The sequence below is a fragment of the Micromonospora sp. NPDC005172 genome (genome assembly GCF_040608555.1).
Classification (GTDB): Bacteria; Actinomycetota; Actinomycetes; order Mycobacteriales; family Micromonosporaceae; genus Micromonospora.
Genome location: NZ_JBEXIL010000003.1, coordinates 26,126 through 52,179 on the forward strand (window position 1 = coordinate 26,126; position 26,054 = coordinate 52,179).

Consider the following 26,054-nt stretch of genomic DNA (forward strand, 5'->3'; position numbering starts at 1 on the left):
GCCCGACGCGCAGACGGCCGTGCCGGACGCGCCCGGCACGAAGATGCCGGCGGAGGCGTCGCCGCCGGCCCCGCGCGACGCGCAGGCCGCCGAGGCCGCCGGCACGGCGGCCAACGCTCCGGCCGGCGACGGCAAGCCCGCCGGTGACTCGACCGGCGCGCAGGAGCGCAACCTCACCGAAGCGTCGGCGGACGCGGATGGCACGAACCCCGCCGCCGCGAGCGAAACGGGGGCCCAGAAGTGACCACTCCCCGCCCGGAGACGCTGGCCAAGCTGACGCCGGTGCTGACCAAGCGCTGGCTGTCGCCGGACGCCTGGCAGATCGGCACGTACGAGCAGCTCGACGGCTACGCCGCGCTGCGCAAGGCCCTCAAGGCCCACCCGGACGACCTGATCCAGCTCATCAAGGACTCCGGTCTGCGCGGTCGTGGCGGCGCCGGCTTCCCCACCGGTCTCAAGTGGGGCTTCATCCCGCAGGGCGACGGCAAGCCGCACTACCTGGTGGTCAACGCCGACGAGGGCGAGCCGGGCACCTGCAAGGATCTGCCGCTCATGACCCACGACCCGCACGCGCTGGTCGAGGGCGTGATCATCGCGTCGTACGCGATCCGGGCCAGCCGCGCCTACATCTACATCCGGGGTGAGGCCGTGCACGCCGCCCGGCGGTTGCGCAACGCCGTCCAGGAGGCGTACGACAAGGGCTACCTCGGCCGCAACATCCTGCGCAGCGGCTACGACCTGGAGCTGGTGGTGCACTCCGGCGCCGGGGCGTACATCTGCGGCGAGGAGACGGCGCTGCTCGACTCGCTGGAGGGGTTCCGGGGGCAGCCCCGGCTGCGCCCGCCGTTCCCGGCGACCCACGGCCTGTACGCGAGCCCGACGGTGGTGAACAACGTCGGCACCATCGCCAGCGTGCCGCCGATCGTGCTCGGTGGGGCCGACTGGTGGAAGTCCATGGGCACCGAGAAGTCCTCCGGGCCGATGATCTACTCGCTCTCCGGGCGGATCGTCAACCCGGGTCAGTACGAGTGCTCGATGGGCGTCACGCTGCGCGAGCTGCTGGAACTGGCCGGCGGCATGCAGCCCGGTCACAACCTGCGGTTCTGGACGCCCGGTGGATCGTCGACCCCGCTGCTCGCGGCCGAGCACCTGGACGTACCGCTGGACTTCGAGGGTGTGGCGGCGGCCGGCTCGATCCTGGGCACCACGGCCACGCAGATCTTCTCCGACCAGGACTGCCCGGTCTACGCGACGTACCGGTGGCTGGAGTTCTACCACCACGAGTCGTGCGGCAAGTGCACCCCGTGCCGCGAGGGCAACTACTGGATGGTCCGGGTCTACCGGCGGATCCTCTCCGGCCAGGGCACCCACGAGGACCTGGACACCCTGCTGGACACCTGCGACAACATCCTCGGCCGCTCGTTCTGCGGCCTGGGTGACGGCGCGACCAGCTCGGTGACCTCGTCGCTGAAGTACTTCAAGCAGGACTACCTCGACTACATCGAGGGTCGTAAAGCTCCGATGCTGTCGGAGAAGACCCTGGTAGGGGCGCACTGATGACCGACGTAGCCAAGCAGACCGAGACCGTCACCCTCACCATCGACGGCGTCGAGGTCACCGCTCCCAAGGGGGCGCTGCTGATCCGGGTCGCCGAGCAGATGGGCACCGAGATCCCCCGGTTCTGCGATCACCCGCTGCTGGCCCCGGCTGGCGCGTGCCGGCAGTGCCTGGTCGAGGTGGAGGGGCAGCGCAAGCCGGTCGCCTCCTGCACCCAGACCGTCGCCGACGGCATGGTCGTACGGACCCAGCTCACCTCCCCGGTCGCCCAGAAGGCGCAGGAGGGGGTGATGGAGCTGCTGCTGCTCAACCACCCGCTGGACTGCCCGATGTGTGACAAGGGCGGCGAGTGCCCGCTGCAGAACCAGGCGATGTCCACCGGCCGCACCGACTCGCGCTTCCACGAGCACAAGCGGGAGTACGAGAAGCCGATGGCGATCAGCAGCCAGGTGCTGCTGGACCGCGAGCGCTGCGTGCTCTGCCAGCGCTGCACCCGGTTCTCCGAGGAGATCGCCGGCGACAAGTTCATCGACCTGATGGGCCGGTCGTCCGCCGAAGAGATCAACATCTACCGGGACGACGCGTATGGCGAAGAGGGCAACGATGGGGACGTCCCGTTCAACTCCTACTTCTCCGGCAACACCGTGCAGATCTGCCCGGTGGGTGCGCTGACCGGTGCCCAGTACCGGTTCCGGGCCCGCCCGTTCGACCTGGTGTCCAGCCCGAGCGTCTGCGAGCACTGCTCGGCCGGCTGCGGGCAGCGCACCGACTGGCGGCGCGGCAAGGTGCTGCGCCGGCTCGCCGGTGACGAGCCGGCGGTCAACGAGGAGTGGAACTGCGACAAGGGACGGTGGGGCTTCCAGTACGCCCGGGCCGCCGACCGCCTCACCAACCCGCTGGTCCGCGACGAGCGCACCGGTGAGCTGCGGGAGGCGTCCTGGAGTGAGGCGCTGACCCGGGCCGCCGAGGGGCTGCACGCGGCCCGCGAGGGTGGCCAGGGCACGGCCGTGCTGACCGGCGGTCGACTGACCGTCGAGGACGCCTACGCGTACGCGAAGTTCGCCCGCGTCGCGCTGAACACCAACGACATCGACTTCCGGGCCCGGCCGGTCTCCCGCGAGGAGGCCGACTTCCTGGCCAGCTCGGTCGCCGGGGTCACCGATGTCACCTACACCGACGTGGAGAACGCGCCGGCGGTGGTGCTGGTGGGCCTGGAGCCGGAGGAGGAGTGCCCGATCCTCTTCCTGCGGCTGCGCAAGGCGTACCTGAAGAAGACCCTGACGGTGTACGCGCTGGCGCCGTTCGCCACCCGCGGCCTGGAGAAGCTCGGCGCCAAGCTGGCCCGGGTCGTGCCGGGCGAGGAGGCCAGCGTGCTCGCCGAGCACGCCACGGTCAGCGAGGCGCTCAGCGCGCCCGGCGCGATCCTCATCGTGGGCGAGCGGCTGGCCACCGTGCCGGGCGGGCTCTCCGCGGCGGCGGACGTGGCCCGGCGTACCGGCGCGAAGTTGGCCTGGGTGCCGCGGCGCGCGGGTGACCGCGGCGCGGTCGACGCGGGCTGCCTGCCCAACCTGCTCCCCGGTGGCCGTCTGGTCACCGAACCGGCCGCGCGGGCCGAGCTGGGCGAGGCGTGGGACATCCCGGCCGGGGTGATTCCCAGCCAGGCTGGTCGGGACACCGACGGCATCCTCGCGGCGGCGGCCAACGGGCAGCTCGGCGCGCTGGTGGTCGGCGGTGTCGACCCGGCGGACCTCGCCGACCCGCGACTGGCCGAGGCCGCTCTGGACGCGGTGCCGTTCCTGGTGAGCCTGGAACTGCGGACCAGCGCGGTGACCCGCCGTGCCGACGTGGTGCTGCCGGTGGCCCCGGTGGTCGAGAAGGCCGGCAGCTTCCTGGACTGGGAGGGCCGGCTGCGTCCCTTCGAGGCGGTGCTGAACACCGCCGCGATGACCGACGGGCGGGTGCTCGACGCGCTCGCCGCGCTCCTGGACGTCCGCCTCGGCACCGCCGACGTGCCGAGTGTCCGTCGCGAGCTGGGCTCGCTGCCGGCCACGCGGATGTCCCGGCCGTCCGCGCCGTCGGTGTCTCCGGCCACCGTGCCGCACGCGGGTGCGGGGGAGGCCGTGCTCGCCACCTGGCACCAGCTCGTCGACAACGGCACGCTGACCGAGGGGGACGAGAACCTCGCCGGTACCGCCCGTCCGCCGGTGGTCCGGCTGGGCAAGGGCACCGCCGAGGCGCTCGGCGTCGCCGACGGTGACGCGGTCACGGTCGGCACCGACCGGGGCGCCCTGACTCTGCCGGCTGAGATCACCGAGATGCCGGACGGCGTGGTCTGGCTGCCGACGAACTCACCCGGTTCGACCGTGCGACGCAGCCTCGGTGCGGCGTCCGGGACGGTCGTCCGGATCTCCGTCCCCGCACCGAGTACGGCCATCCCGGCCGGACGCGTGGCGGCCGACGAGACCGTCCTCAGTTCTGGGGGTAACCAGTGAACTCTATCGTCCTGGCTCAGGACCCGACGCTTGCCGACTTCGGTCGGGACCCGTGGTGGCTGGTTCTCGGCAAGATTGTCTTCGCGTTCGCCTTCGGTCTGCTGGCCACCCTGCTCGGTGTCTGGTTCGAACGGCGCGTGGTCGGTTACATGCAGGTGCGGCCCGGCCCCAACCAGGTCGGCCCGCTAGGCCTGCTGCAGACCCTCGCCGACGGCCTGAAGATGGCCTTCAAGGAGGACATCCTGCCGAAGGCGGCCGACAAGGTCGTCTACTTCTTCGCCCCGACGATCTCGGTGATCTGCGCGGTCACCGCCCTGTCGGTGGTGCCGTTCGGTCCGATGGTGAGCATCTTCGGCCACCACACGCCGTTGCAGGTCACCGACGTACCGGTGGCCGTGCTCCTGCTGTTGGCCTGCTCCTCCATGGGCGTCTACGGCATCGTGCTGGGCGGGTGGGCCTCCGGCTCGACGTACCCGCTGCTCGGCGGTCTGCGGTCGAGCGCTCAGATGATCTCGTACGAGGTCGCGATGGGGCTGAGCATCGTGGCGGTCTTCATGACCGCCGGCACGATGAGCACCAGCGGGATCGTGGCCGCACAGGGCGACGCGACGCGGCTGACCATCTTCGGCACCGAGATCCCGGCTCCGGGCTGGTACGCGATCCTGCTGCTGCCCAGCTTCGTCATCTTCTTCATCGCCACCGTCGGCGAGACCAACCGGGCGCCGTTCGACCTGCCCGAGGCCGAGTCCGAGCTGGTCGCCGGCTTCATGACCGAGTACAGCTCGTTGAAGTTCGCGCTCTTCATGCTCAGCGAGTACGTCGCGATGGTGACCATGTCCGCGGTCACCACCACGCTGTTCCTCGGTGGCTGGCGGGCGCCGTGGCCGATCACGCTGTGGGAGGGCGCCAACTCCGGTTGGTGGCCGATGCTCTGGTTCTTCGGCAAGGTGATCGCGCTGGTCTTCGTCTTCGTGTGGCTGCGCGGCACGCTGCCCCGGCTGCGCTACGACCAGTTCATGCGCTTCGGCTGGAAGGTGCTGCTGCCGATCAACCTGGTCTGGATCCTGGTCCTCTCGGGCCTGCGCTCCATCGAGGACTTCGCGCCGCGGGACCGACTGATCTGGACCTCGGTCGGTGCCGGCATCCTCCTGCTCGCCATGCTCTTCTGGCCGAGCCGGAAGCCGCAACCGAAGCCGACCACGCAGGAGCAGGTCGACAGCCGGCCGTACGGGAGCTTCCCGCTGCCGCCGATGGATCTACAGGTACCACCGAGCCCGCGTATCACGCGCGTGGTCGCCGAGCGGGAGCCGGCCAACATCGTCGCCGGCTCGGACTCCAGGGAGGTGTGACGTGGGCGCGATCACCGGAACGTTCAAGGGATTCGGTGTCACCTTCTCGCACATGTTCAGGAAGGTCGTCACGACCGACTACCCGTTCAAGCCGCCGGTGTCGGCGCCGCGCTACCACGGGCGGCACATCCTCAACCGGCACCCGGACGGCCTGGAGAAGTGCATCGGCTGCGAGCTGTGCGCGTGGGCCTGCCCGGCGGACGCGATCTACGTCGAGGGCGGCGACAACACCGACGAGCAGCGCTTCTCGCCGGGTGAGCGGTACGCCAGCACCTACCAGATCAACTACGCGCGGTGCATCTTCTGCGGACTGTGCATCGAGGCCTGCCCGACCCGTTCGCTGACCATGAGCAACGAGTACGAGCTGGCCCGGGACAACCGGCAGGACCTGATCTTCACCAAGGAGCAGTTGCTCGCCCCGCTGTTGGAGGGCATGGAGCAGCCGCCGCACCCGATGCGGCTGGGTGACAGCGAGAAGGACTACTACGTCGGCGCGCTGGACAACCCGGGCACCTCCGCCGGTGCCGAGACGTCCCCGATGGGCCCCGGCCGCTACCAGGTCGAGGAGCACCCCGGCGTGACGTTCCCGGGTGCCGAGCAGGCCGCCCAGCGCGCGGCGGCCGGCAAGGGAGAGGGAGCATGACCACGTCTGACGTGCTGGCCGCGGCCGGTGAGGTGTCCGGCGGCGAGCAGGTCACCTTCTGGATCCTCGCGCCGCTCGCGCTGATCGGCGCGATCGGGATGGTGGCGGCCCGCAACGCGGTGCACTCGGCGCTCTGGCTGGTGCTGACCATGCTCTGCCTGGGCGTCTTCTACGTGCTCCAGGCCGGGCCGTTCATCGGCATGGTGCAGATCATCGTCTACACCGGCGCGATCATGATGCTCTTCCTGTTCGTGCTGATGCTGGTCGGGCGGGATGCCTCCGACTCGCTGATCGAGACGCTGCGCGGCCAGCGGGTCGCCGCGATCGTCCTGGGGCTGGGCTTCGCCGGCCTCGTCGGCGGCGCCCTCTACCGGGCCGTCGAGGGCACCACCGCAGTCGGCCTGGACCAGGCCAACGCGGAGGGCAACGTGCAGGGCATCGCCCGACTGCTCTTCACGAAGTACGTCTTCGCGTTCGAGCTGACCTCGGCGCTGCTGATCACCGCGGCGGTCGGCGCCATGGTGCTCGCGCACATCGAGCGTCGCAAGCAGGACAAGATGGACCAGCCGGCGACCATGCGGGCCCGCTTCGCACCGGGCAACTACCCGGGCCCCAAGCCCGGCCCCGGTGTCTTCGCGACCTCCTCCTCGGTGGCCACCCCGGCCCGGCTGCCGGACGGGCGGCTCACCGAGCGGAGCACGCCGGCCATCCTGCCGGTGCGTGAGCTGACCGCGCAGGAGACCACTCTGAAAGGTACGGACTCATGACGCCCGACTACTACCTGGTGCTCGCCGCGGTGCTGTTCACCATCGGCGCCGCCGGGGTGCTCGTCCGGCGCAACGCGATCGTGCTGTTCATGTGTGTCGAGCTGATGCTCAACGCGGCCAACCTGACGCTTGTCACCTTCAGCCGGATCAACGGTGACCTCAACGGCCAGATCATGGCGTTCTTCGTGATGGTGGTGGCCGCCGCCGAGGTCGTGGTCGGCCTCGCGATCATCATGTCCATCTTCCGGACGCGACGCTCGGCGAGTGTCGACGACGCCAACCTGCTCAAGTACTAAGGGGCAAGCTAGTGGAAGAGACTGTGCAGTACGCAGAGGCCACGGGCTTGCTCGGCAGCGTCTGGCTGCTGGTGGCGATCCCGCTGGTCAGCGCGGCCGTCCTGCTGCTGCTCGGCCGGCGGGCCGACCGCTGGGGGCACTGGCTGGGCGTTGCGGCCATCGGTGCCGCGTTCGTGCTCGGGCTGGCGTCCTTCTTCCAGCTGCGGGGTCTGGAGAACAAGTCCGTCGAGCTGAGCCTGTGGGACTTCATCGCCGTCGGTGACCTGCGGGTCGACTTCGGTCTGCTGTTCGACCCGCTGGCCGCCGTCTTCGTGCTCCTGATCACCGGCGTCGGCTTCCTGATCCACCTGTACGCCGTCGAGTACATGGCGCACGACTCGGGCCGCCGCCGCTTCTTCGCGTACTTCAACCTGTTCGTCGCGGCCATGCTGCTGCTGGTGCTCGGCAACAACTACGTGATGCTGTACTTCGGCTGGGAGGGCGTCGGTCTGGCGTCGTACCTGCTGATCTCCTTCTGGTACGGGCGGCCGAGCGCCGCCACGGCCGGCAAGAAGGCGTTCCTGATGAACCGGGTCGGTGACACCGGCCTCGCCATCGGCATCTTCATCATGTTCGCGACCCTCGGCACCACCCAGTACGACGAGGTCTTCAACGGCGTCGGCTCGTTGAGCGGCACCACGGTGCTGGTCCTCGGCCTTCTGCTGCTGCTCGGCGCGGCCGGCAAGTCCGGCCAGTTCCCGCTGCAGGCGTGGCTGCCCGACGCGATGGAGGGCCCCACCCCGGTGTCGGCGCTCATCCACGCCGCCACCATGGTCACCGCCGGTGTCTACCTCATCGCCCGGTCCAACCCGATCTTCTCCGCGAACTCGACGCTCCAGCTCGTGGTGGTCAGCGTCGGTGCGCTCACCCTGCTGATGGGCTGCATCATCGGCGCGGCGAAGGACGACATCAAGCGGGTGCTCGCCTGGTCGACGGTGAGCCAGATCGGCTACATGTTCCTCGGCGTCGGCCTCGGCGGTGGGGCGTACGCGCTGGCCATCGTGCACCTTCTGGCGCACGGCTTCTTCAAGGCCAACATGTTCCTGGGCGCCGGCTCGGTGATGCACGGCATGAGGGACCAGGTGGACATCCGCCGCTTCGGTGGGCTGTCGTCGTACATGAAGGTCACCTGGTTGACGTTCATGATGGGCTGGCTGGCCATCATCGGCATGTTCCCGTTCTCCGGCTTCTTCTCCAAGGAGCCGATCATCGTGGCCGCCTTCGAGCGGGAGGACTGGACCGCCTGGCTCTACGGCGGTGCCGCACTGCTCGGTGCGGGCCTGACCGCGTTCTACATGACGCGGCTGTTCGTGCTCACCTTCCACGGCCCGAAGCGGTGGACCGAGGACATCGAGCACCCGCACGAGTCGCCGAAGCTGATGACCATCCCGCTGATCCTGCTGGCGATCGGCTCGGTCGGCGCCGGCTTCCTGCTCTCCACCTCCGTGCCGGACTGGCTGACGTCCACCGCCGGTCTGGGCGGCGAGCACGCGGAGCACGAGCCGGTCCTCTCGCACCTCGTGATCACCACGCTGTCCCTGCTGGTCACCGTGCTCGGTGCCGGCCTGGCCTGGTTCCTGTTCCGGGCCGGCACGGCCACCGCGCCGCAGCCGGCCGGGATCCTGGTCACCGCCGCCCGTCGCAACCTCTACACCGACGCCGTCAACGAGGCGGTCTTCGAGAAGCCGGGCATCTTCCTCACCCGGGCGCTGGTCTTCCTCGACAACCGGGGCATCGACGGGCTGGTCAACGGGCTCGCCGCCGCCGTCGGCGGTGGTTCGGGTCGACTCCGGCGGATGCAGACCGGCTTCGTCCGCTCGTACGCCACCTCGATCCTGGCCGGCGCGCTGCTGGTGATGGCGGCGTTCCTCGCGGTGCAGGCGGGGTGGTTGGCGTGATCGACCTCAATGCGCCCGCCCCCGCCGGCGGACCACGCATCCACGACGGAGGTAAGGCCGCATAATGTCCAACTTCCCGTTCCTCTCGGTGCTCACCGTGGCGCCACTGGTGGGCGCTCTGGTGGTGGCCTTCCTGCCGCGCCGCAACCCGGAGCTGGCCAAGCAGGTGGCGTTCGCCTGGTCGCTGCTGGTGCTGGTGCTCTCGGTGGTGATGTGGGTCAGCTTCAACGCCGGCGGTGACCGGTTCCAGTTCCGGGAGTCGTACACCTGGATTCCGAACTGGGGCGTCAGCTTCACCTTCGCGGCCGACGGCATCGCGCTGGTGATGCTCATGCTGATCGCGGTCCTGGTGCCGCTGGTGATCCTGGCGTCCTGGCACGACGCGGAGTCCTCCAAGCGGTCCATCCCGGTCTACTTCGCGCTGCTGCTGATCCTCGAGAGCACGATGATCGGCGTCTTCGCCGCCGCCGACGTCTTCCTGTTCTACGTGTTCTTCGAGGTCATGCTGGTGCCGATGTACTTCCTGATCGGCAGCTACGGCGGCCACCAGCGGCAGTACGCGGCGGTGAAGTTCTTCCTCTACTCGCTGGTCGGCGGCCTGTTCATGCTGGCCGCGGTGATCGGCCTCTGGGTGGTCGGCGGCAAGACCTTCGACTGGCAGGCGCTGTCGCAGGTGGACATCAGCACCGGAACCGAGCGGTGGCTGTTCCTCGGCTTCTTCCTCGCGTTCGCCATCAAGGCCCCGTTCTTCCCGTTCCACACCTGGCTGCCCGACGCCGGTGGCGCCGCCCCGGCGGGCGCTGCGGCCCTGCTGGTCGGCGTGCTCGACAAGGTCGGCACGTTCGGCATCCTGCGCTACTGCCTGCCGCTGTTCCCCGAGGCGTCGAAGTGGTTCGCGCCCTGGGCGCTGGCGCTCGGCGTGATCGGCATCATCTACGCGGCGCTGCTGGCGGTCGGTCAGAACGATCTCAAGCGGCTGGTGTCGTACACCTCGATCGCGCACTTCGGCTTCATCGGGGTGGGCATCTTCGCGTTCACCACCCAGGCCGGCACCGGCGCGGTGCTCTACATGCTCAACCACGGTCTGGCCACCGGCCTGCTCTTCCTCGTGGTGGGCATGCTGGTCGCCCGGCGCGGCTCGGCGTTGATCAGTGACTTCGGTGGGGCCGGCAAGCTGGTCCCGGTGCTCGCCGGGGTGCTGTTCTTCGCCGGTCTCGCCTCGCTCGCGCTGCCCGGGACCGCGCCGTTCATCTCCGAGTTCCTGGTGTTGATCGGCACCTTCACGGTCAACAAGCCGGTGGCGGTCATCGCCACGCTCGGCATCATCCTGGCCGCCGCGTACGTCCTGTGGATGGTGCAGCGCACCACGCAGGGCACGCTCAACCCGACGCTGACCGAGGTCGACGGGATGCGCAGGGACCTCAACCTGCGCGAGAAGGTCGTGGTCGCCCCGCTGATCGCGTTGATCGTGCTGCTCGGCTTCTATCCCAAGCCGGTCACTGACGTGATCAACCCGGCTGTCCAGGCGACCATGGACGACATCGGCAGGTCCGACCCCCCGCCGTCCGTGGGCGGCACCGTCCAGGAGGCAGGCCGGTGAGCGCGAGGAGTGCAGCGCAGCGGAGCCCCAGTCGCCCGCACGAGGAGAGAGCGAAGCGAGCCCCGCAGTCGCGGGGCAAGGCTGGCGCAGTCGCGAACGAAAGGTCGGCATCGGTGAGCGCGAGGAGTGCAGCGCAGCGGAGCCCCGCAGTCGCGAACGAAAGGTCGGCACAGTGACCGAGTTGAAACTGCCGTCGCTCGACTACGCGGCGCTCGCCCCGATCATGATCATGCTGGGCACCGCGTTGCTCGGTGTGCTGGTCGAGGCATTCGTTCCCCGGCGTTCGCGGCACCTGGTGCAGCTGACGCTGTCCCTGCTGGCCGTGCTCGCCGCGCTGACCATGGTCGTGTTCAACGCCGACGACCGGCTCATCACGGCCGGTCAGGCCATCGCCGTGGACGGACCGACGCTGTTCCTCCAGGGTGCGATCCTGGTGCTGGCCGCCATGGCGCTGCTCCTGATCGGCGATCGCACCGTCGAACGGGGCGGTGCGTTCGTCGCCCAGGCCGCCGTGACCGCGGAGTCGGCCGACGACCGGAAGCAGGCCGAGGGACGCAACGGGCTCACCGAGGTGTACCCGCTCGTCACGTTCGCCATCGGCGGCATGCTGATCTTCGTGGCGGCGAACGACCTGCTGACCATGTTCATCGCGCTGGAGGTCTTCTCCCTGCCGCTGTACCTGCTCTGCGCGCTGGCTCGCCGCCGGCGTCTGCTGAGCCAGGAGGCGGCGATGAAGTACTTCCTGCTCGGCGCGTACGCCTCGGCGTTCTTCCTGTTCGGGGTTGCCCTGATCTACGGGTTCACCGCCGGCGTTCCGGGCCGTTCGGCCGGGGTCGACTTCGCCACGGTCAACGCGGCGGTGAGCGAGTCGCCGGCCAGCCCGGTCCTGCTCTTCGCCGGCATGGCGCTGCTCGCCATCGGTCTGCTCTTCAAGGCCGCGGCGGCCCCGTTCCACGTGTGGACGCCGGACGTCTACCAGGGCGCGCCGACCCCGATCACCGGTTTCATGGCCGCCTGCACCAAGGTCGCCGCGTTCGGCGCGTTGCTGCGGGTCTTCCACGTCGCGTTCGAGGGTGGCGGCTGGGACTTCACGCCGGTGCTGGGCGCGGTGGCGGTGCTGACGATGCTGGTCGGCGCGGTGCTCGCGGTCACCCAGACCGACATCAAGCGGCTCCTGGCGTACTCGTCGATCGCGAACGCCGGCTACCTGCTGGTCGGCGTGCTGGCCCCGAGCAAGGACGGGCTGTCGGGCACGATGTTCTACCTCGTCGCGTACGGCTTCTCGGTGCTGGCCGCGTTCGCCGTGGTGACCCTGGTGCGTGACGCCGACGGTGAGGCCACCCACCTGTCCCGCTGGGCCGGGCTGGGTCGCCGTTCGCCGTTCTACGCCGGGCTGTTCACGTTCATCCTGCTGGCGTTCGCCGGTATCCCGCTGACCAGCGGGTTCACCAGCAAGTTCGCGGTCTTCGGGCCGGCGCTGGAGGGTGGTCAGGCCTGGCTCGTCATCGCGGGTGTGCTGACCAGCATGGTGCTGGCCTTCCCGTACCTGCGGGTCGTGGTGATGATGTGGCTGTCCGAGCCGGGCGAGTCCACGCCGACCGTCACCGTGCCGGGTGGGCTCACCTCCGCCGCGCTGATGATCGGCGTGCTGGCCACCCTGGCGCTGGGTGTCGCCCCGGCGCCGCTGCTCGACCTGGCCAACGGAGCCGCCGAATTCGTGCGGTGACACATGGCTCGACCACCGGGGGTCGGCGCGCGACGGCGCGCCGGCCCTCGCTGCGTATCCCCGACCCGGAGCAGGTAGAACGGGTGTGGCATGGTTGATGGTGTGGTGATTCCGGCTGGCGAGCGTTCAGGTGCCACCGGTTCCGGCGGTCGCCGGGGCCGGGCGAGCATGAGTCAGTTCGGCGCGCTCGGCCTTCATCTCGCCGATCCCCGCGTCGAGGCATCCGTGCTGGGCCTGCTGGAAGCGGTCGAGGTCGAGCTGGGTGCCAGTGTGGCCAGCGCCGACCCGTTCGTCTCCGAGGCGGCCCGGCACCTCCTCGACGCCGGCGGCAAGCGGTTCCGGCCGCTGCTGGTGGCGCTCGGCGCCCAGTTCGGTGATCCCACGGGCGCGCAGGTGGTACCGGCCGCCGTGGTGATGGAGCTCACGCACCTGGCCACGCTCTACCACGACGACGTGATGGACGAGGCCGCCGTACGGCGAGGCGCGCCGAGCGCCAACTCGCGCTGGACCAACTCGGTCGCCATCCTGGTCGGCGACTACCTCTTCGCCCGCGCCGCCGACATCGCGGCCGACCTGGGCCCGGAGGCCGTGCGGTTGCAGGCGCGCACCTTCGCCCGGCTGGTCCACGGTCAGATCGCCGAGACGGTGGGGCCGCGTGCCGATGACGACCCGGTCGCCCACTACCTGAACGTGATCGCCGAGAAGACCGGTTCCCTGATCGCCACGTCGGCCCGTTTCGGCGGCATGTTCGCCGGCGCCCCGGCGGAGTACGTCGAGGCCCTCGCCGGCTACGGCGAGACGATCGGCGTCGCCTTCCAGCTCTCCGACGACCTGCTGGACATCGCGTCCGAGTCGGTGCAGTCGGGCAAGACGCCCGGCACGGACCTGCGCGAGGGCGTCCCGACGCTGCCGGTGCTCTACGCCCGGGCGGCTGACGACTCCGACGCCTCCTCGGTGCGGCTGCGGGAGATCCTGGCGACGGGTCCGTTGACCGACGACGCGCTGCACGCCGAGGCCCTGGGGCTGCTGCGGGAGAGCCCGGCGCTCAAGCGTGCCCGGGAGACCGTGCGCAGCTACGCCGAGGACGCCCGCGCCTGCCTGGCCCCGCTCCCGGCAAGCCCGTCACGCCAGGCCCTGGAGTCGCTCTGCGACTACATCGCCGACCGCACAAGCTGACCACCACCACCCACCACCCCCCTCCAGCGCGCCCCCCGGCGGCGCCGGCCCCCCAGCGGCGCCGGCCCCCCAGCGGCGTTGATCATGAAGTTGTTGCCTCGACACGCCGTGTAATCGAGCAATAACTTCATGATCACCGGGTCGGGGTCGGGGCCGGGGTCAGGCGCGGCCGGGGCCGGGGTCGGGCGGGGCCGGGGTCGGGCGGGGCCGGGGTCGGGCGGGGCCGGGGTCAGGGTCAGGGGTGGGTTTGCAGGAGGCGGCTGCCGGCCAGCATCAGGGCTGCGGCCAGCAGCATCGCCACTGACGCCGTGGCCCACATCGCCGGATAGCCGAGGTGGGCGGCGAGCGGGCCGAGGCTCAGCGGACCGAGGCAGCCGCCCGCGTACACCCCGGTCTGCGTGATCGACGTGGCGGCGGCCGGGGCCTGCGGGTGCAGCCGGACCACCGCGAAGTTCATGAGGCCGGGCCATGCCCAGCCCAGACCGAACCCGAGTACCACGCCCGCCACCAGCGGCACCGGGCCGGTCACCGCGAGCAGGCCCAGCCCGACCGCCCCGATCACCAGCATCGCCGCGATGAGCGCGACGTGACCGTTGGCGCGCCGGTCGGCGAGACCGCCGGCCCCCACCCGGGCGGCGACGCAGACCGCGCTGCCCAGGGTCAAAGTGAGGCCCGCGAGACCCGGTGAGAGACCTCGGGCGGCGGCCGAGTCCACCAGGAAGGTGCCCAGCGCGTTGGCCGCGCCCGCCGCCAATGTCGCCGCCGCGCCGACCACCACCAGGGCCGTCGTGGCCCGGCCCGCGCGGGTCGTGTCGGCCCGACGCGTGCGACCGGGCACCTGCCGGGGTACGGCCGGCAGCGTTGTCAGCGCCGCCACGGCCGCGACCACGAACGCCCAGCGCCACCCGGCGGTGAGCGCGATGGTGGGCACCGCCGCGCCGGCCAGCAGGGTGGAGACCGGGATCGCCGCCTGCTTGACGCCGAACGACAGCCCCTGCCTGCGCGGCGGCACGTGCTCGGCCAGCGCGGCGTTGCTGGCCAGTTGGCCGAGGGCGTTCGCGGCGGCGCTGAGTGCCAGCAGGGCGAGCAGCACCGGGTACGAGCGGGCGAGGGTTGCCACGGCCAGCATCGACCCGGAGGCCAGCACGATGCCGGTACGGGCCACGACGGCCGGCCCGAACCGCTCGACGAGCCGACCCGACGGCACCGAGGCCAGCGCGCTCACGCCGAAGTAGACGGAGACGGCCAGGCCCAGCCCGGCGGGGGAGAAGCCGAGGTCCGTCCCCATCTGGACGGCGAGGCCGCCGAGCAGGAAGACGGGCAGGACGCAGGCCACGGTGGTGGCGACGGCACCGGCGCTGGCCCGGATCGGGCGGGCACCGGCGCGGTCGGGGGCGGGGATGAGGGCGGTGTCGGTCATCGTGCGGCAAACCTACGCGAGTCACTCTCGGGCAACTCCTGGTGACCGCTGGTGTACGAGGAGTGGATGGTGATCTGGCATCCTCGACCCGAACAGGCATTTCGCACTCGGCCTGTTTTTCATATGGTGTAAGTCCCCGGCGGCGGAGGTGGTTGTGCGCGACCCCTTGGCAGAACCCTCGGACCTGATCCGCAGCGTGTCCCGAGCACTGCGGGTGCTCGAGTCGGTCGGTCGCGCCCCCAAGGGCCTGACCGTCAAGCAGATCGCCCGACGGTGTGAGCTGACCGTGGCCACCACCTACCACCTCGTCCGCACACTCGCGTACGAGGGTTACGTGATCCGTCGCGAGGACGGCACGTACATCGTGGGCCTTGAGGTGGCCGACCGTTACCGCGAGTTGGTGACCGCGTTCCGGGGGCCGCCGGTGGTCGGTGAGACGTTGCGACGGGCCTCCGTGGACACCGGCTACAGCCATTTCCTGGGCCGCTTCGTCGGCGGGCAGGTCGCCATCACGGCGGTGGCCGAGGGGAACCGGTCGCCCTATCTGGAAGACCTCGTGCCCGGCTTCGACGAGGGCGCGCACGCGACGGCTCTCGGCAAGTCCCTGCTCGCCACCCTGACCACCGAGCAGCGTTTCCGCTATCTGCGCGAGTACGGCATGCGGCCGTTCACCAGTTCCACGCTGACCACCACCGAGGCGTTCGAGGCCGACCTGGCCGCCGGCGACCGCCGGGGGATGCAGTTGGAGTTGGGACAGTTCCGCCAGGGCGTGGCCTGTGCGGCGGTGCTCGTCGCGCCCGACAAGGACATGGAACGTCGGGTCGTGCTGGCCTGCGCCCTGCCGGCGAGCGAGATGATGACCTCGGCTCGTGTCGTACGCGCCAAGCTGCTCACCGTCGCCCGTACGGTCGCCGACGGCATCGCCGCCGACAACTGACCCACCCGGCGCGCCAGAGGCCCTCTCCCGGGCTGGGAGAGGGCCTCTGGAGGCGGTCCAGCGCCGAACCGCCAGGGCAACGTCAGCGGCCTGCCGGCGGCGGGGGCAACGTCAGCTGCCCACCGGGCCGCCGTCGAGTCGCCAGGTGACCACCACGCCCGGCTTGGCGTAGTCGCCGTCCGGCCAGTTCGAGGCCGGGTTCTCCACCGAGGCCCCGGTGATCTCACCCGGGTGCTGCACCGCGACGAACACCGAGCGGTTGTCGCCGGTGATGAACGGGCCGCAGGTCTCCGCGCCGAGCGGCACGGTCAGGAACTGCTTGAGGTGGCCCTTCTCCGGACCCTCGACGGCGGTGGCGAAGAGGCCGTCGTTGCTGCCCAGCGCGTTGCCGTCGGTGGAGATCCACAGGTTGCCGGTGGCGTCGAAGGCGACGTTGTCCGGGCACGAGATCGGGGAGACCTTGGTCCGGTCGTACCCGGAGAAGAAGGTCGACGGGTCGGTCGGGTCGCCGCAGACGATCGGCAGCGACCAGGCAAAGGTCTCCGCCGTGTTGTCGTTGCGGTCCTCGACCAGTTCGAGGATCTGCCCGTGCTTGTTGGCGTCGCGCGGGTTGGCCTCGTCCGCCGCGGCCTTGCCGGCCTTGCCGCGGTCGGTGTTGTTGGTCAACGCCACGTACACCTTGCCGGTGAGCAGGCTCGGCTCGACGTCCTCGGGACGGTCCATCTTGGTCGCGCCGACCTTGTCGCCGGCGAGCCGGGTGAACGTGAGCACGTCCGCGGCGGTCATCCCGTCCACGAACGAGCGGTTGCCGCTGACCAGCTTGATCCAGCGACCCCGACCGTTGAACGCGCCGTCGGCGGGAAGGTTGCCCGAGCCGTCGATCTCGCCCGCGCTGGTCTGGTCGAGCTTCGCCACGTAGAGCGTGCCGGACTCCAGCAGGGTGAGGTTGTGCTTACGGGCGGCCCAGGAGTTGCCCTTGAGGAACTTCTTGTCCGAGACGAACTTGTACAGGTAGTCGAACCGCTCGTCGTCGCCCATGTACGCGACCACGTGCCCGTCCCTGGCGACGATGACGTTCGCGCCCTCGTGCTTGAAGCGGCCCATCGCGGTGTGCTTACGCGGCCGGCTCTCCGGGTCGAACGGGTCGATCTCGACGACCCACCCGAACCGGTGCGCCTCGTTGGGGTGCCTGGCCAGGTCGAAGCGCTCGTCGGCGCGTTCCCACTTGCGGCTGCCGCTGGGATAGCGGCTGGCGGTGCTGATGCCGTACCGGTCCAGCTTCGCCTTCAGCTCGGCCGGTGCCGCGTCCGCGCCGACGAAGTACTGGTTGAAGTTTTCCTCGCCGGAGAGCACGGTCCCCCACGGGGTGACGCCACCGGAGCAGTTGTTCAGCGTGCCGACGACCGTACGTCCCCTGGGGTCGGCGGCGGTCTTCAGCCAGGCGGATCCGGCGGCCGGGCCGGTCAGGTCGAACTTGGTGCTCAGCGCGGTGACCCGCCGGTTGTACGGGCGACGTCCGGTGCCCACGGGCTTCCACTGGCCGGTGCCACCGACCCGCTCCAACTCCACCACGGACATGCCGTGCGCGGCCATGGCGGTGCGCAGCTGCTCCACGGAGAGCCCGTCCAGGCCGGGGAAGCCCGGGAACATGAGGTCCTCGTTGGTGTACTCGTGGTTGACCACGAGCAGCGCCCGCCTGCCCTGCTTGTCCAGCGGCAGCACGCCCACGAAGTCGTTGTTGTAGCCGAACTGCTTCGACTGCGCGGCGGCGCTCTGGTGGTGCAGGTCGAACGCCGGCGCACCCGGCAGCACCGGGTCACCCCACTTGATCACCACGGCGTGGTCGTAGCCGTTCGGGACGACCAGGGTGTCCAGCTTGTTCGGCGGGATCGGCTTGAAGGTCAACGCGCCGCTGCCGACTCCCGTGGTGGGACGGCCGAAGCCGAAACTCTCCGGCACGTCCGGGGTGGTGGGGGCCGCGACGGCGGGCGCCGCGCCGGCCAGCGCGCCAGCCACCGCGCCACCGAAGCCGAGCACCAGGGCACCGACCGCGCCGGCCCGGACCACGCCGCGCCGGGAGACCTCCGCGTCCACCACGTCACCGAAGTACGCGTTTTCGGACGTGTTCGGTACCGGGTGGTCACAGGCGTTGCCGCAGCGGTACAGGCAGGTCATGGCGTCACGGGTGCCGTGGCGGTTGCCGGTCAACAGAGGGAGCAGCCGGGGACGGTCGCTCATTTCAGAGGCCTCCAGATAAGTCGGTGGCACGACAGGCGGCGTACCAGCCGGACGCTAGGAGGACGCGGTGAGCGGTCGTCGGCCGCAGTGTGAACCAGTCGTGAACACCTGCACGACCACCAGCGGTCTGACCTCGGGCTGAACCGTTCGACGTAACCGCACGTATTCCCGAGCGGACGCACCGCCGGACACGCGCCGGGAGTGAGGAGACCGCCATCAGCGACCATGACGCCCAACTGCTGCGGGCGCTGCACGACGAGCACGCGGAGGCGCTGTACGCCCACGCCCTGCGGCTCGTCAACGGTGACCGGCAGCGGGCCGAGGACCTGGTGCAGGAGACGCTGCTGAGGGCCTGGCGACACCCCGAGTCCCTCGACCCGCGACGCGGCTCCGTGCGGGCCTGGCTCTTCACCACCGCCCGCAACCTGGCCATCGACGCCTGGCGGCGACGCTCGACCCGGGTCGGCGAGGTGTTCACGGACGAGATTCCCGAGCCGCCCGACGTCGTCGACGAGGCCGAGCGCGCCGTGGAGGCGTGGACCGTCGCCGAGGCGTTGAACCGGCTCAGCCCGACCCATCGTGAGGTGCTGGTGGAGTGCTTCTACCAGGGGAGGTCGGTCGCGGAGGCGGCGTCGCGGTTGGGCGTGCCACCGGGCACCGTCAAGTCACGCACCCACTACGCGCTGCGCTCACTACGGTTGGTCCTGGCCGAGATGGGGGTGACGGGATGACCCGGTGCGAGTTCGCGCACGACGACGGCGCGTACGTCCTGGGCGCCCTGGCCCCCGCCGAACGGGCGGCCTACGAGCGGCACCTCACCGGCTGCGCCTCCTGCCGGGACGCCGTCGCCGAGATCGCCGTCCTGCCGGGACTGCTCGGCCGCTTGGACCCGGCCGGTCTGGAACAGTTCCTGCCACCACCGTCCCCGCCCCGGGCGCCCGCGCTGATCGAGGAGGCCCGGGCGCGCCGGCGCCGCGAGCGCGCCACGTCCCGTCGGCGGTACGCCCTGACGACGCTGGTCGCCGCCGCGCTGGCCCTGGTGGTCGGCGTCGGCACGGCAGCGCTGCTGCCCCGGCCGGCCGCCCCACCGGGCACCTCGGGCGCGCAGGGCACGCCCCGGCCCGCCCCGCAGATCTCGATGGTCACCATGCGGCCGGTGGCACTCGCCGGTCCGGTGCACGCCGAGATCGGGTTGACCGGCAGCAAGTGGGGCACCGAGGTGACCATGCACTGCGGGTACGACGCGCGCACGAGCTACGGCAAGGCGTACCCGTTCCGCCTGGTGGCGCGGGGCCCGAACGGCACCAGCGAGCAGATCGGCTCGTGGCTCGCCGCGCCCGGCGACGACCTGGTGTTCACCGGCGTCACCCGCTTCACCGACGCGGAACTGGTCAGCGTGGAACTCCAACGAGCCGACGGCACCCCCCTGCTCACCTACGCGGTCCCCTAACCCCGCACCCCCGCCCCGCCCCGCGCGCCCCCCTTCCGCGCGATCTTGCACTTTCTGTTGCGTCATACCGGGGTACATGCCGACAAACCGGCGACAGAAACTGCAAGATCGCCGGGCCGGGCTGGGCTGGGCTGGGTTGGGCTGGGCTGGGCTGGGTTGGGCTGGGGTAGGGCGAGGGCGCTGGAGTGCGCGGGTGGGTCTAGGGGGTTGGGACTGGTGTGGGGAGGCGGGAAGTGCTGCGGGACCGGCGGGCCTGGCGGATGGCGTCGGCGGTGAAGACGACCAGGGCCAGCCAGACCAGCGCGAAGCCGGCGATCCGGGCCGGTGGCATGGGCTCGTGGAAGATCAGTACGCCGCAGGCGAGCTGGAGGATCGGCGCCAGGTACTGGATCATGCCGAGGCCGGTCAGCGGCAGTCGGTTGGCGGCCCCGGCGAAGAGTAGGAGCGGGATCGCGGTGGCCACGCCGGCAAGCACCAGCAGTGCGGTGTGTCCGGCCGAGACGTGGCCGAAGGTCAGCCCGCCGTTCCGGGACAACCAGGCGAGGTAGCCCAGCGCGGGCAGTGCCAGCACCGCCGACTCGACGAAGAGCCCTTCGGCGGCGGGCAACCCGAGCCGCTTCTTGATCAGGCCGTAGCCGGCGAAGCTGAACGCCAAGGTCAGGGCCAGCCAGGGCAGCCGGCCATAGTCGACGGCGAGCACCGCGACGGCCGCAGCGCCGACGCCCAGGGCCACCCACTGCGCGGTCCGCAGTCGCTCTCGCAGCACCGTCACCCCGAGCAGCACCACGACCAGGGGGTTGATGAAGTAGCCCAGCGCGGTCTCGACCACCCGGTCGGAGCTGACCCCGTAGATGTAGGTGCCCCAGTTGACGGCGATGAGCGCGGCCGCGGCGACGATCCCGGCGACCGCCCCGCGCCGGCGCAGCAGCGCCCGTAGGAAGCCGATGTTGCGCAGCGCGCCGAGCAGCAGGGCCACGAAGAGCACCGACCAGACGATCCGGTGGGCCAGGATCTCCAGCGGGCCGGTGGGTCGCAGCAGCTTGAAGTAGAGCGGAAAGAAACCCCAGAGCAGGTACGCGCCGATGCCGTAGAGGTAGCCCAGGCGGAGTGGCGTCACGACTCCACCGTAAGGGGTTAATCTCCGCTTTGTTCCTTTCCAGTGATCCGGCTCACCGGCTGCCGCCGGTCGAGCTGCATCCACCGCTGGGGTACGTCCAGCGGAGTGAAGCCGACCCGCGCGTACACGTCGTGCGCGTCGCCTGTCGACAGCAGGATCCTGCGTACGCCCAGCTCGGCCAGGTGGTCGCGGACCGCGCCGGCCAGCCAGGTGCCCAGTCCGAGGCCCCGCGCGGTCCGGTCCACGTACACGTCGCAGAGCCAGGCGAAGGTGGCACGGTCGGTGACCACCCGGGCCACCGCGACCTGGCGGTCGTCTCCGGGACGGTAGATGCCGAAGGGCAGCGACCCCGCGAACGCTCGCACGACGGTTTCCCGATCGCGCCCGAGCGCCCAGTACGCGTCGGTGGACAGCCAGTGGTGGACCCGGTCCAGGTCGAGCCGGGCCGGATCGGTGCTGAGCAGGTGGCCGTCGGCGCGCGTCAGTGAGAACACGCTGGCGACGCTAACCGGCCCGAGGGGTGCGTCAGCCGGCCAATTCCCGAACTCTGGTCACCGGACCGCCCGACCGTTCGGGGTCGGGCGGTCCGGGACGGTGGTGGTCGGTCAGTCCCGGTCGAGGACGGCCCCGAGGATCCAGGTCACGATGCTCACGAACAGGGCGCCGAGCACGGCGGCCGGCCAGAAGCCGTCCACCGAGAACGGCAGCCCGGCCTGGTCGGCGATCCAGCTCGTGAGCAGGAACAGCAGCCCGTTCACCACCAGCGCGATGAGCCCGAGCGTGAGTAGGTAGAAGCCGCAGCCGACGGTCTTGATGACCGGCTGGAGCACCGCGTTGACGACCCCGAAGATCGCCGCCACCAGGATCAGCGTGGTGACCGTCTCGACGGCCGAGGTCGACTCCAGCTCGATGCCCGGGATGAGCAGCGTGGCCAACCAGAAGGCCAGTGCCGTGGTGGCTAGCCGAATCAACAACCCTTTCATAAAACCCATGGCGGGGATCGTGCCACGGACGATCTCCCGGCGTAACCCGGCGGGTGACCACCGAGGACGGTCCAGCCCGCCGCGCGTGTGGGCCGCCTCAGGCCCGCGCCGGCCGGCCGATCAGCTGAGCCTCGATCGGAGTCGGAGAGAGCAGCGCCCACCGCAGCGCACGGCGGTTCACCACCGCCACCATGTCGTCCCGGCTCCGGGTGAGCCAGTCGGCCGATGGGCCCAGGCCCAGCGCCGAGCCGGCCAGTGCCGCCTCCGCCGGGTGCAGCGGTTGCAGCACCGCCAGGTCGGCACGGCTCAACGTGTCCACGTCGGCCGGCGTCAGCTCGTCTCGCACGACCAGGGTGGACCGCCACGCCGGGCCGGGTTCGGTCTCGACCGGCACCGGGCCGGCGTCGACCACCAGCAGCAACGGCCGTAGCGCGGTGCCGACCGACTCGGCGACCGGCCGACCCGGCGGGATCAGCGGAATCGTGCCGCCCGGCGCGCCCACGCCCCGCACGAACGGTTCCCAGGAACGCGGTCGCGCCGTCTGCACCACCACCAGTGCTCCCAGGGCCATCGCCCGCAACGCGACGAGCTGAGCGGCGCGTACCCCGCCCACCAGCAGCACCCGCGTGCTCTCCGGCCGGAACAACCGCACGGTGACCGCGCCGCCGTGCCGGTTGGTGCCGACCATCATCCCCGCCTCGCCCAGGGTCAACTCCCAGTCGTCCAGCGTCACCTCCGGTCGCCCGGCGGCGATGAGCGCCAGCGGCAGCGTGCCGGCCAGTCCGGTCAGGTGCGCCCCGTCAAGCCGCCGTAGTTCCCCGCCCACGCCCTCGACGAGGCGGCGCAGCGCGTCGACTGCCACGGTCAGTTCGGCCGTCGAGGCGGCGGCCACGCGTACGGTCAGCTCGGTCACGGCCCCGTCGGTGCCACCGCCCGGTGGCGGTCCCACGCAGAGCGACACCGTCGTCGCGGTCGCCGGCAACGCCAGCAGCCGGGGTACCAGCCGCCGCCCGCCCGCCGCCTGCGGCCAGCGGACCAGCCGGAACGTGGCCTGGACCAGAGGGCCGGTGCGCAGCGCCGGCCACGACTCGCGTACCGGTTGGCCGTCGTGGTGGGCCAGCTCGCCCAGGACACGCAGCGCCGCGGGTACGCCGAGTGGCCGGGCGGTCAGCGGTCCGAGCCGGCGGACGATCCGGCGAATCGTGCCGGCGAGCGCCCTGCGCAGCGCCTCCTGCGTCCAGCCGTCCGCCCGTAGCACCCGGACCGCCAGCACCGCCCGCTCCCGCCCGATGAGGCGTCCGTCGGTGAGCTGCCGGTACGAGGTCCCGACGGTGCCGCCCGCCGCCGGCGCGGGTGCCGGCGTCCCGGTAAGGAGGAGTTGGACCCGCACCGGTGGCACCTCCGGCCCCGGTGTCGGCAGCAGCGCGGACGGCGCGGGGATCGCCCGGGACGTGTCGCCGAGCACATCGCCGGGGTCGCCCAGCTCCAGCAGCACCACCATCCCGCCGGTGTCCTCCAGCACCGCCGCCGGCCCGCTGGACAACTCGATCGGGCGGACCGCGGTGCCGGGGGCGACCAGGCCGAGCAGTTCGTCCGGGCCGGTCCGCTCGCCCAGCCCGCGACGCCGTGTCCCGTGGCCGGCGGCGGTGCCCAGCCACTCGAAGAGCCACCGGCCGCGGACCCGGACGCAGACGACCGCCACGAGCAGCGCCGCGACCAGCAGCGCGGCGATCGTGACCGGGGTGCCCCGGCCGAGGCCGGCGAGAACGACCGCGACGGCGACCTGTCCGGTGACCAGTTGGCCCGCGCGCATCCCCCTGGCGAGCCGACCGACAGCGGCCCTGCGCCCGGTCGATCGTCGACGGAGCACGCCGTCGTCGGCGGGGCCGAGGGTGCTCGGCGCGCTGCCGTCGGCGGTGGTCGATCCGGTGTCGATGCCCGGCGCGGCGCCTGTCGAGGTGGCGGCGGAGGCGCCCGGCCCGGTCGTCGGGGAGGTGGCGGTCGGGCCCCACGCGGCGTGGCTCGCCGGTTGCGCGTCTCCGGCGGTGATCGGCGGCACCGCGCCTCCTCGACCAGTGTGGACGTGCCCGGCGGCCGACCGCCCCCGGTCGCCCGTCACGCGGCGCGACGGGACTGCCGCACATCGTAGGCGACCGATGGCTGCCGTGGTTGTCCACAGGGGAGGACGGTGGGGTAGCAGAACCGCTACCGGACCGCTACCGTCAGCCACGAAGTTCATCGCGGACCCGCGTCCGATCCAAGCTCGTCGACCGGGCATCGCGAGCGGTGCGCTCCCACCGCGGGCGCGCTGACAGCCAGGCACGACCGAGGAGACGAGGTGACGTCCGGGTGTCCCAGACCCAGGCAGAAGCGGCGGTGATGAGGCAGACCGCCGGAAAGTTCGAGCAGGTGGATCAGTCGTTGCAGTCCATGCTGACCGGCCTGCTGGCCGAGTTGGAGGTGCTGCAGCAGGCCTGGCGCGGCGCCGGTGGGCGATCGTTTGAGCAGGTCAAGCGGCAGTGGGCAGACGATCAGGCGGCGTTGCACCGGGCCCTGCGGGAGACCGCCGGGGCGATCCGTACCGCCGGCCGACACTACGACGTCTCGGACGACGAGGCGGCCAGCCGGGTTGCCGGCACCAATCGCGGCGGCATCCAGCTGCCGCTCTGACCTGCCGGGAGGGCGTTCCGATGGACAATGGTGTGCTCGTCGTCAACTTCGCCGCGCTGCAACAGGCCGGCGCGGACATTCAGAGGGCGCTGAACACCCTCGACTCGCAGCTCGGCCAACTCGAACGCGACGCCGCGCCGTTGGTGTCGGCCTGGGCCGGTGACGCCCGCGTCGCGTACGAGCAGCGCCAGGCGCGCTGGCGGTCCGCCTCGCAGGACCTGCAGGCCATGCTGCGCGCCATCAAGTTGGCGGTGGACGACTCCGCCGCCGACTATCTCGACACGGAAAAGAAGAACACCGGGCTGTTCCAGTGATGTCGGTGAGCCGGGAGCGCTGACCATGCCCGCGTCGGCGTCCCGGCCACCCTCTGACGAGGGCCGTCGAGGCGACCGGGTCGGGTCAGGCCGGCTCGGCCGGTCGCCAACGTCGGCGCGCGCCCCGGGGCAGCACGAGGGCCAGCACCACCACGGCGACAGCTGTCATGCCGATCACCGCGCCGGTCACCAGTGCCCGGTTCCGGGCGGAGGCGCGGCGAGCCTGTCGGGCGAGTGCCGCCGGATCGGCCCGGTCGTCGGCGAGCGCGGCAACCGGCCGGGGACCACCAGATTGACCACCGCCGGTCTCGGTGACGGCCCGATAGGGGTTCAGCACGCCGGCGCCGTACCCGCCGCCGTGTCCCGGGCCGGGAGCCGGATCGGCCGTGGCGAGGATCCGTTCCATCACCTCGACGGCGGTCAACTCGGGCCGGTACGCGCGCAGCAGCGCCGCGGTGGCGGCCACGAAGGGCGCGGCGTAACTGGTGCCCTCCACGCGCTGGTGACCCTGAGCGGGTGCGGCGACCAGCACCTCGCTGCCCGGGGCGACCAGATCGACGTACGGGCCGGTCTGGGAAAAGGTGGCCCGCGCCCCGTCCGCCCCGATCGCACCCACCCCGAGCACCCCCTCGTACGCGGCCGGGAACGGGCGCGGGTCGCCGCTGTCGTGCAGGTTGCCCACGGCGGCCACCAGCACCACGTCCCGCTCGACGGCGTACCGCACCGCCGAACGGACCTGCGGGTCGTCGGCGTACAGCACCACGGAGAGGTTCACCACGTCGGCGTCGTGGTCGACCGCCCAACGGATGGCACGGGCGAACTCGCCGGCGCTGACCGTGCGGCCCGACTCCCGGCCCTGCACCACCTGCTGCTCACTCACTCGTACCGGCAGGATCCGGGCGGCCGGCGCCAGCCCGTGGAAGGCGACGTCGGGCCGCGGTGCCGCCGCGATGATGCTCGCCACACCGGTGCCGTGCCCGGCGCAGTCCCGGCTGCCGTCCCCGCCCGGTTCGAGCAGGTCGGTACCGGCCAGCACCCGCCCGGCCAGCTGGGGGTGCGCCCGGTCGACTCCGGAGTCGACCACCGCGACCGTGACCCCCGCCCCGGTGGTCAGGGACGCGAGCCGCGCGGGGTCGTACCGCTGCTGGGGCCAGGGTGTGGCCTGGACCGGCCGGACGGGCGCCAGTGGGGCCGCGCAGGCCGGGGCTCCTCGGAGCGCGGCGCCGGCGGTGACGGCCGGACCGGTCGCGCCGGTCAGCAGCGCGACCGCCAGACCGGCCAGGACCGGGCGCGCAATCGACCGGGACATCGACAGCCTCCGTATCGTGTCGGCTCCGGAACGGCATGTTATCGCCTCGCCGCCGCCCCGGCGGACCGCCGCC

Annotated in this window: 22 protein-coding genes; 15 read left to right on the top strand and 7 right to left on the bottom strand. The window is 71.4% G+C overall.

Annotated features, from left to right (window positions below; genetic code table 11):
* Positions 1-240 precede the first annotated feature (240 nt).
* From nuoF to ABZV06_RS02900, 10 genes are all read left to right on the top strand, one after another.
* A complete protein-coding gene (gene nuoF, locus ABZV06_RS02855; RefSeq protein WP_355235650.1) occupies positions 241-1,557 on the top strand; it encodes an NADH-quinone oxidoreductase subunit NuoF in 1,317 nt (438 codons plus the stop codon).
* Positions 1,557-4,049 (top strand): NADH-quinone oxidoreductase subunit G, encoded by a 2,493-nt coding sequence (locus tag ABZV06_RS02860; protein ID WP_355618049.1) that lies wholly within the window; start codon positions 1,557-1,559, stop codon positions 4,047-4,049. The genes nuoF and ABZV06_RS02860 overlap by 1 nt, the downstream gene beginning before the upstream one ends.
* Complete coding sequence (gene nuoH, locus ABZV06_RS02865) at positions 4,046-5,398, top strand: NADH-quinone oxidoreductase subunit NuoH (protein WP_355235644.1); 1,353 nt, start codon at positions 4,046-4,048, stop codon at positions 5,396-5,398. The genes ABZV06_RS02860 and nuoH overlap by 4 nt, the downstream gene beginning before the upstream one ends.
* A gap of 1 nt (position 5,399) precedes the next feature.
* Entirely contained in the window at positions 5,400-6,041 is a 642-nt protein-coding gene (nuoI, locus tag ABZV06_RS02870; protein WP_007454597.1) for an NADH-quinone oxidoreductase subunit NuoI, read from the top strand.
* Positions 6,038-6,808, top strand: a complete 771-nt coding sequence (locus tag ABZV06_RS02875; RefSeq protein WP_355618051.1) for an NADH-quinone oxidoreductase subunit J — start codon at positions 6,038-6,040, stop codon at positions 6,806-6,808. Before nuoI ends, ABZV06_RS02875 begins: the two co-directional genes overlap by 4 nt.
* The gene (gene nuoK, locus ABZV06_RS02880; protein WP_030486270.1) at positions 6,805-7,104 is read left to right on the top strand and encodes an NADH-quinone oxidoreductase subunit NuoK; all 300 of its coding nucleotides are present in this window, start codon (positions 6,805-6,807) and stop codon (positions 7,102-7,104) included. Before ABZV06_RS02875 ends, nuoK begins: the two co-directional genes overlap by 4 nt.
* A gap of 11 nt (positions 7,105-7,115) precedes the next feature.
* Entirely contained in the window at positions 7,116-9,041 is a 1,926-nt protein-coding gene (nuoL, locus tag ABZV06_RS02885) for an NADH-quinone oxidoreductase subunit L (RefSeq protein WP_355618053.1), read from the top strand.
* Positions 9,042-9,105: 64 nt separating this feature from the next.
* Positions 9,106-10,641, top strand: a complete 1,536-nt coding sequence (locus tag ABZV06_RS02890; RefSeq protein WP_355235636.1) for an NADH-quinone oxidoreductase subunit M — start codon at positions 9,106-9,108, stop codon at positions 10,639-10,641.
* A gap of 172 nt (positions 10,642-10,813) precedes the next feature.
* A complete protein-coding gene (gene nuoN / locus ABZV06_RS02895; RefSeq protein WP_355235633.1) occupies positions 10,814-12,367 on the top strand; it encodes an NADH-quinone oxidoreductase subunit NuoN in 1,554 nt (517 codons plus the stop codon).
* A 90-nt stretch (positions 12,368-12,457) separates the two neighbouring features.
* Positions 12,458-13,543, top strand: coding sequence for a polyprenyl synthetase family protein (locus ABZV06_RS02900; protein WP_355235630.1), 1,086 nt, complete (start codon positions 12,458-12,460; stop codon positions 13,541-13,543).
* A 235-nt stretch (positions 13,544-13,778) separates the two neighbouring features.
* Here ABZV06_RS02900 and ABZV06_RS02905 read toward each other — a convergent pair whose 3' ends face one another.
* Positions 13,779-14,963 (bottom strand): MFS transporter, encoded by a 1,185-nt coding sequence (locus ABZV06_RS02905; RefSeq protein WP_355618056.1) that lies wholly within the window; start codon positions 14,961-14,963, stop codon positions 13,779-13,781.
* A 154-nt stretch (positions 14,964-15,117) separates the two neighbouring features.
* Here ABZV06_RS02905 and ABZV06_RS02910 point away from each other — a divergent pair, with 154 nt between their 5' ends.
* Positions 15,118-15,900 (top strand): IclR family transcriptional regulator C-terminal domain-containing protein, encoded by a 783-nt coding sequence (locus tag ABZV06_RS02910; protein ID WP_355235625.1) that lies wholly within the window; start codon positions 15,118-15,120, stop codon positions 15,898-15,900.
* 111 nt (positions 15,901-16,011) lie between these two features.
* Here ABZV06_RS02910 and ABZV06_RS02915 read toward each other — a convergent pair whose 3' ends face one another.
* Complete coding sequence (locus ABZV06_RS02915) at positions 16,012-18,138, bottom strand: PhoX family phosphatase (RefSeq protein ID WP_355618059.1); 2,127 nt, start codon at positions 18,136-18,138, stop codon at positions 16,012-16,014.
* 215 nt (positions 18,139-18,353) lie between these two features.
* Here ABZV06_RS02915 and ABZV06_RS02920 point away from each other — a divergent pair, with 215 nt between their 5' ends.
* Both ABZV06_RS02920 and ABZV06_RS02925 read left to right on the top strand, forming a co-directional pair.
* Complete coding sequence (locus tag ABZV06_RS02920; RefSeq protein ID WP_355235781.1) at positions 18,354-18,869, top strand: sigma-70 family RNA polymerase sigma factor; 516 nt, start codon at positions 18,354-18,356, stop codon at positions 18,867-18,869.
* Positions 18,866-19,588 (top strand): zf-HC2 domain-containing protein, encoded by a 723-nt coding sequence (locus ABZV06_RS02925; protein ID WP_355235620.1) that lies wholly within the window; start codon positions 18,866-18,868, stop codon positions 19,586-19,588. Before ABZV06_RS02920 ends, ABZV06_RS02925 begins: the two co-directional genes overlap by 4 nt.
* A 199-nt stretch (positions 19,589-19,787) precedes the next feature.
* Here ABZV06_RS02925 and rarD read toward each other — a convergent pair whose 3' ends face one another.
* The 4 genes from rarD to eccE all read right to left on the bottom strand — a co-directional run bounded on the left by rarD (position 19,788) and on the right by eccE (position 23,501).
* Positions 19,788-20,705, bottom strand: coding sequence for an EamA family transporter RarD (gene rarD, locus ABZV06_RS02930; protein ID WP_355618062.1), 918 nt, complete (start codon positions 20,703-20,705; stop codon positions 19,788-19,790).
* A gap of 17 nt (positions 20,706-20,722) precedes the next feature.
* Entirely contained in the window at positions 20,723-21,199 is a 477-nt protein-coding gene (locus ABZV06_RS02935) for a GNAT family N-acetyltransferase (protein ID WP_355618065.1), read from the bottom strand.
* Positions 21,200-21,310: 111 nt separating this feature from the next.
* Complete coding sequence (locus tag ABZV06_RS02940) at positions 21,311-21,697, bottom strand: phage holin family protein (RefSeq protein WP_355235611.1); 387 nt, start codon at positions 21,695-21,697, stop codon at positions 21,311-21,313.
* A gap of 88 nt (positions 21,698-21,785) precedes the next feature.
* Entirely contained in the window at positions 21,786-23,501 is a 1,716-nt protein-coding gene (gene eccE / locus ABZV06_RS02945) for a type VII secretion protein EccE (RefSeq protein ID WP_355235778.1), read from the bottom strand.
* 536 nt (positions 23,502-24,037) lie between these two features.
* Here eccE and ABZV06_RS02950 point away from each other — a divergent pair.
* Positions 24,038-24,358: a WXG100 family type VII secretion target gene (locus tag ABZV06_RS02950; RefSeq protein WP_355235608.1), complete on the top strand. Its 321-nt coding sequence runs from the start codon at positions 24,038-24,040 to the stop codon at positions 24,356-24,358.
* A 20-nt stretch (positions 24,359-24,378) separates the two neighbouring features.
* Complete coding sequence (locus ABZV06_RS02955) at positions 24,379-24,672, top strand: WXG100 family type VII secretion target (RefSeq protein WP_355235606.1); 294 nt, start codon at positions 24,379-24,381, stop codon at positions 24,670-24,672.
* An 85-nt stretch (positions 24,673-24,757) separates the two neighbouring features.
* Here the strand turns inward: ABZV06_RS02955 and mycP are convergent, their stop codons facing one another.
* Positions 24,758-25,981: a type VII secretion-associated serine protease mycosin gene (gene mycP / locus ABZV06_RS02960; protein WP_355618068.1), complete on the bottom strand. Its 1,224-nt coding sequence runs from the start codon at positions 25,979-25,981 to the stop codon at positions 24,758-24,760.
* Positions 25,982-26,054: the final 73 nt, after the last annotated feature.

Bases quoted from the DNA above. Each gene is read 5' to 3' on its own strand.
- ABZV06_RS02860 (WP_355618049.1), top strand. From the start codon at position 1,557: ATGACCGACGTAGCCAAGCAGACCGAGACCGTCACCCTCACCATCGAC.
- ABZV06_RS02875 (WP_355618051.1), top strand. From the start codon at position 6,038: ATGACCACGTCTGACGTGCTGGCCGCGGCCGGTGAGGTGTCCGGCGGC.
- nuoK (WP_030486270.1), top strand. From the start codon at position 6,805: ATGACGCCCGACTACTACCTGGTGCTCGCCGCGGTGCTGTTCACCATC.
- ABZV06_RS02890 (WP_355235636.1), top strand. From the start codon at position 9,106: ATGTCCAACTTCCCGTTCCTCTCGGTGCTCACCGTGGCGCCACTGGTG.
- ABZV06_RS02900 (WP_355235630.1), top strand. From the start codon at position 12,458: ATGGTTGATGGTGTGGTGATTCCGGCTGGCGAGCGTTCAGGTGCCACC.
- ABZV06_RS02905 (WP_355618056.1), bottom strand. From the start codon at position 14,963: ATGACCGACACCGCCCTCATCCCCGCCCCCGACCGCGCCGGTGCCCGC.
- ABZV06_RS02915 (WP_355618059.1), bottom strand. From the start codon at position 18,138: ATGAGCGACCGTCCCCGGCTGCTCCCTCTGTTGACCGGCAACCGCCAC.
- ABZV06_RS02925 (WP_355235620.1), top strand. From the start codon at position 18,866: ATGACCCGGTGCGAGTTCGCGCACGACGACGGCGCGTACGTCCTGGGC.
- ABZV06_RS02940 (WP_355235611.1), bottom strand. From the start codon at position 21,697: ATGGGTTTTATGAAAGGGTTGTTGATTCGGCTAGCCACCACGGCACTG.
- eccE (WP_355235778.1), bottom strand. From the start codon at position 23,501: ATGCGCGCGGGCCAACTGGTCACCGGACAGGTCGCCGTCGCGGTCGTT.
- ABZV06_RS02955 (WP_355235606.1), top strand. From the start codon at position 24,379: ATGGACAATGGTGTGCTCGTCGTCAACTTCGCCGCGCTGCAACAGGCC.
- mycP (WP_355618068.1), bottom strand. From the start codon at position 25,981: ATGTCCCGGTCGATTGCGCGCCCGGTCCTGGCCGGTCTGGCGGTCGCG.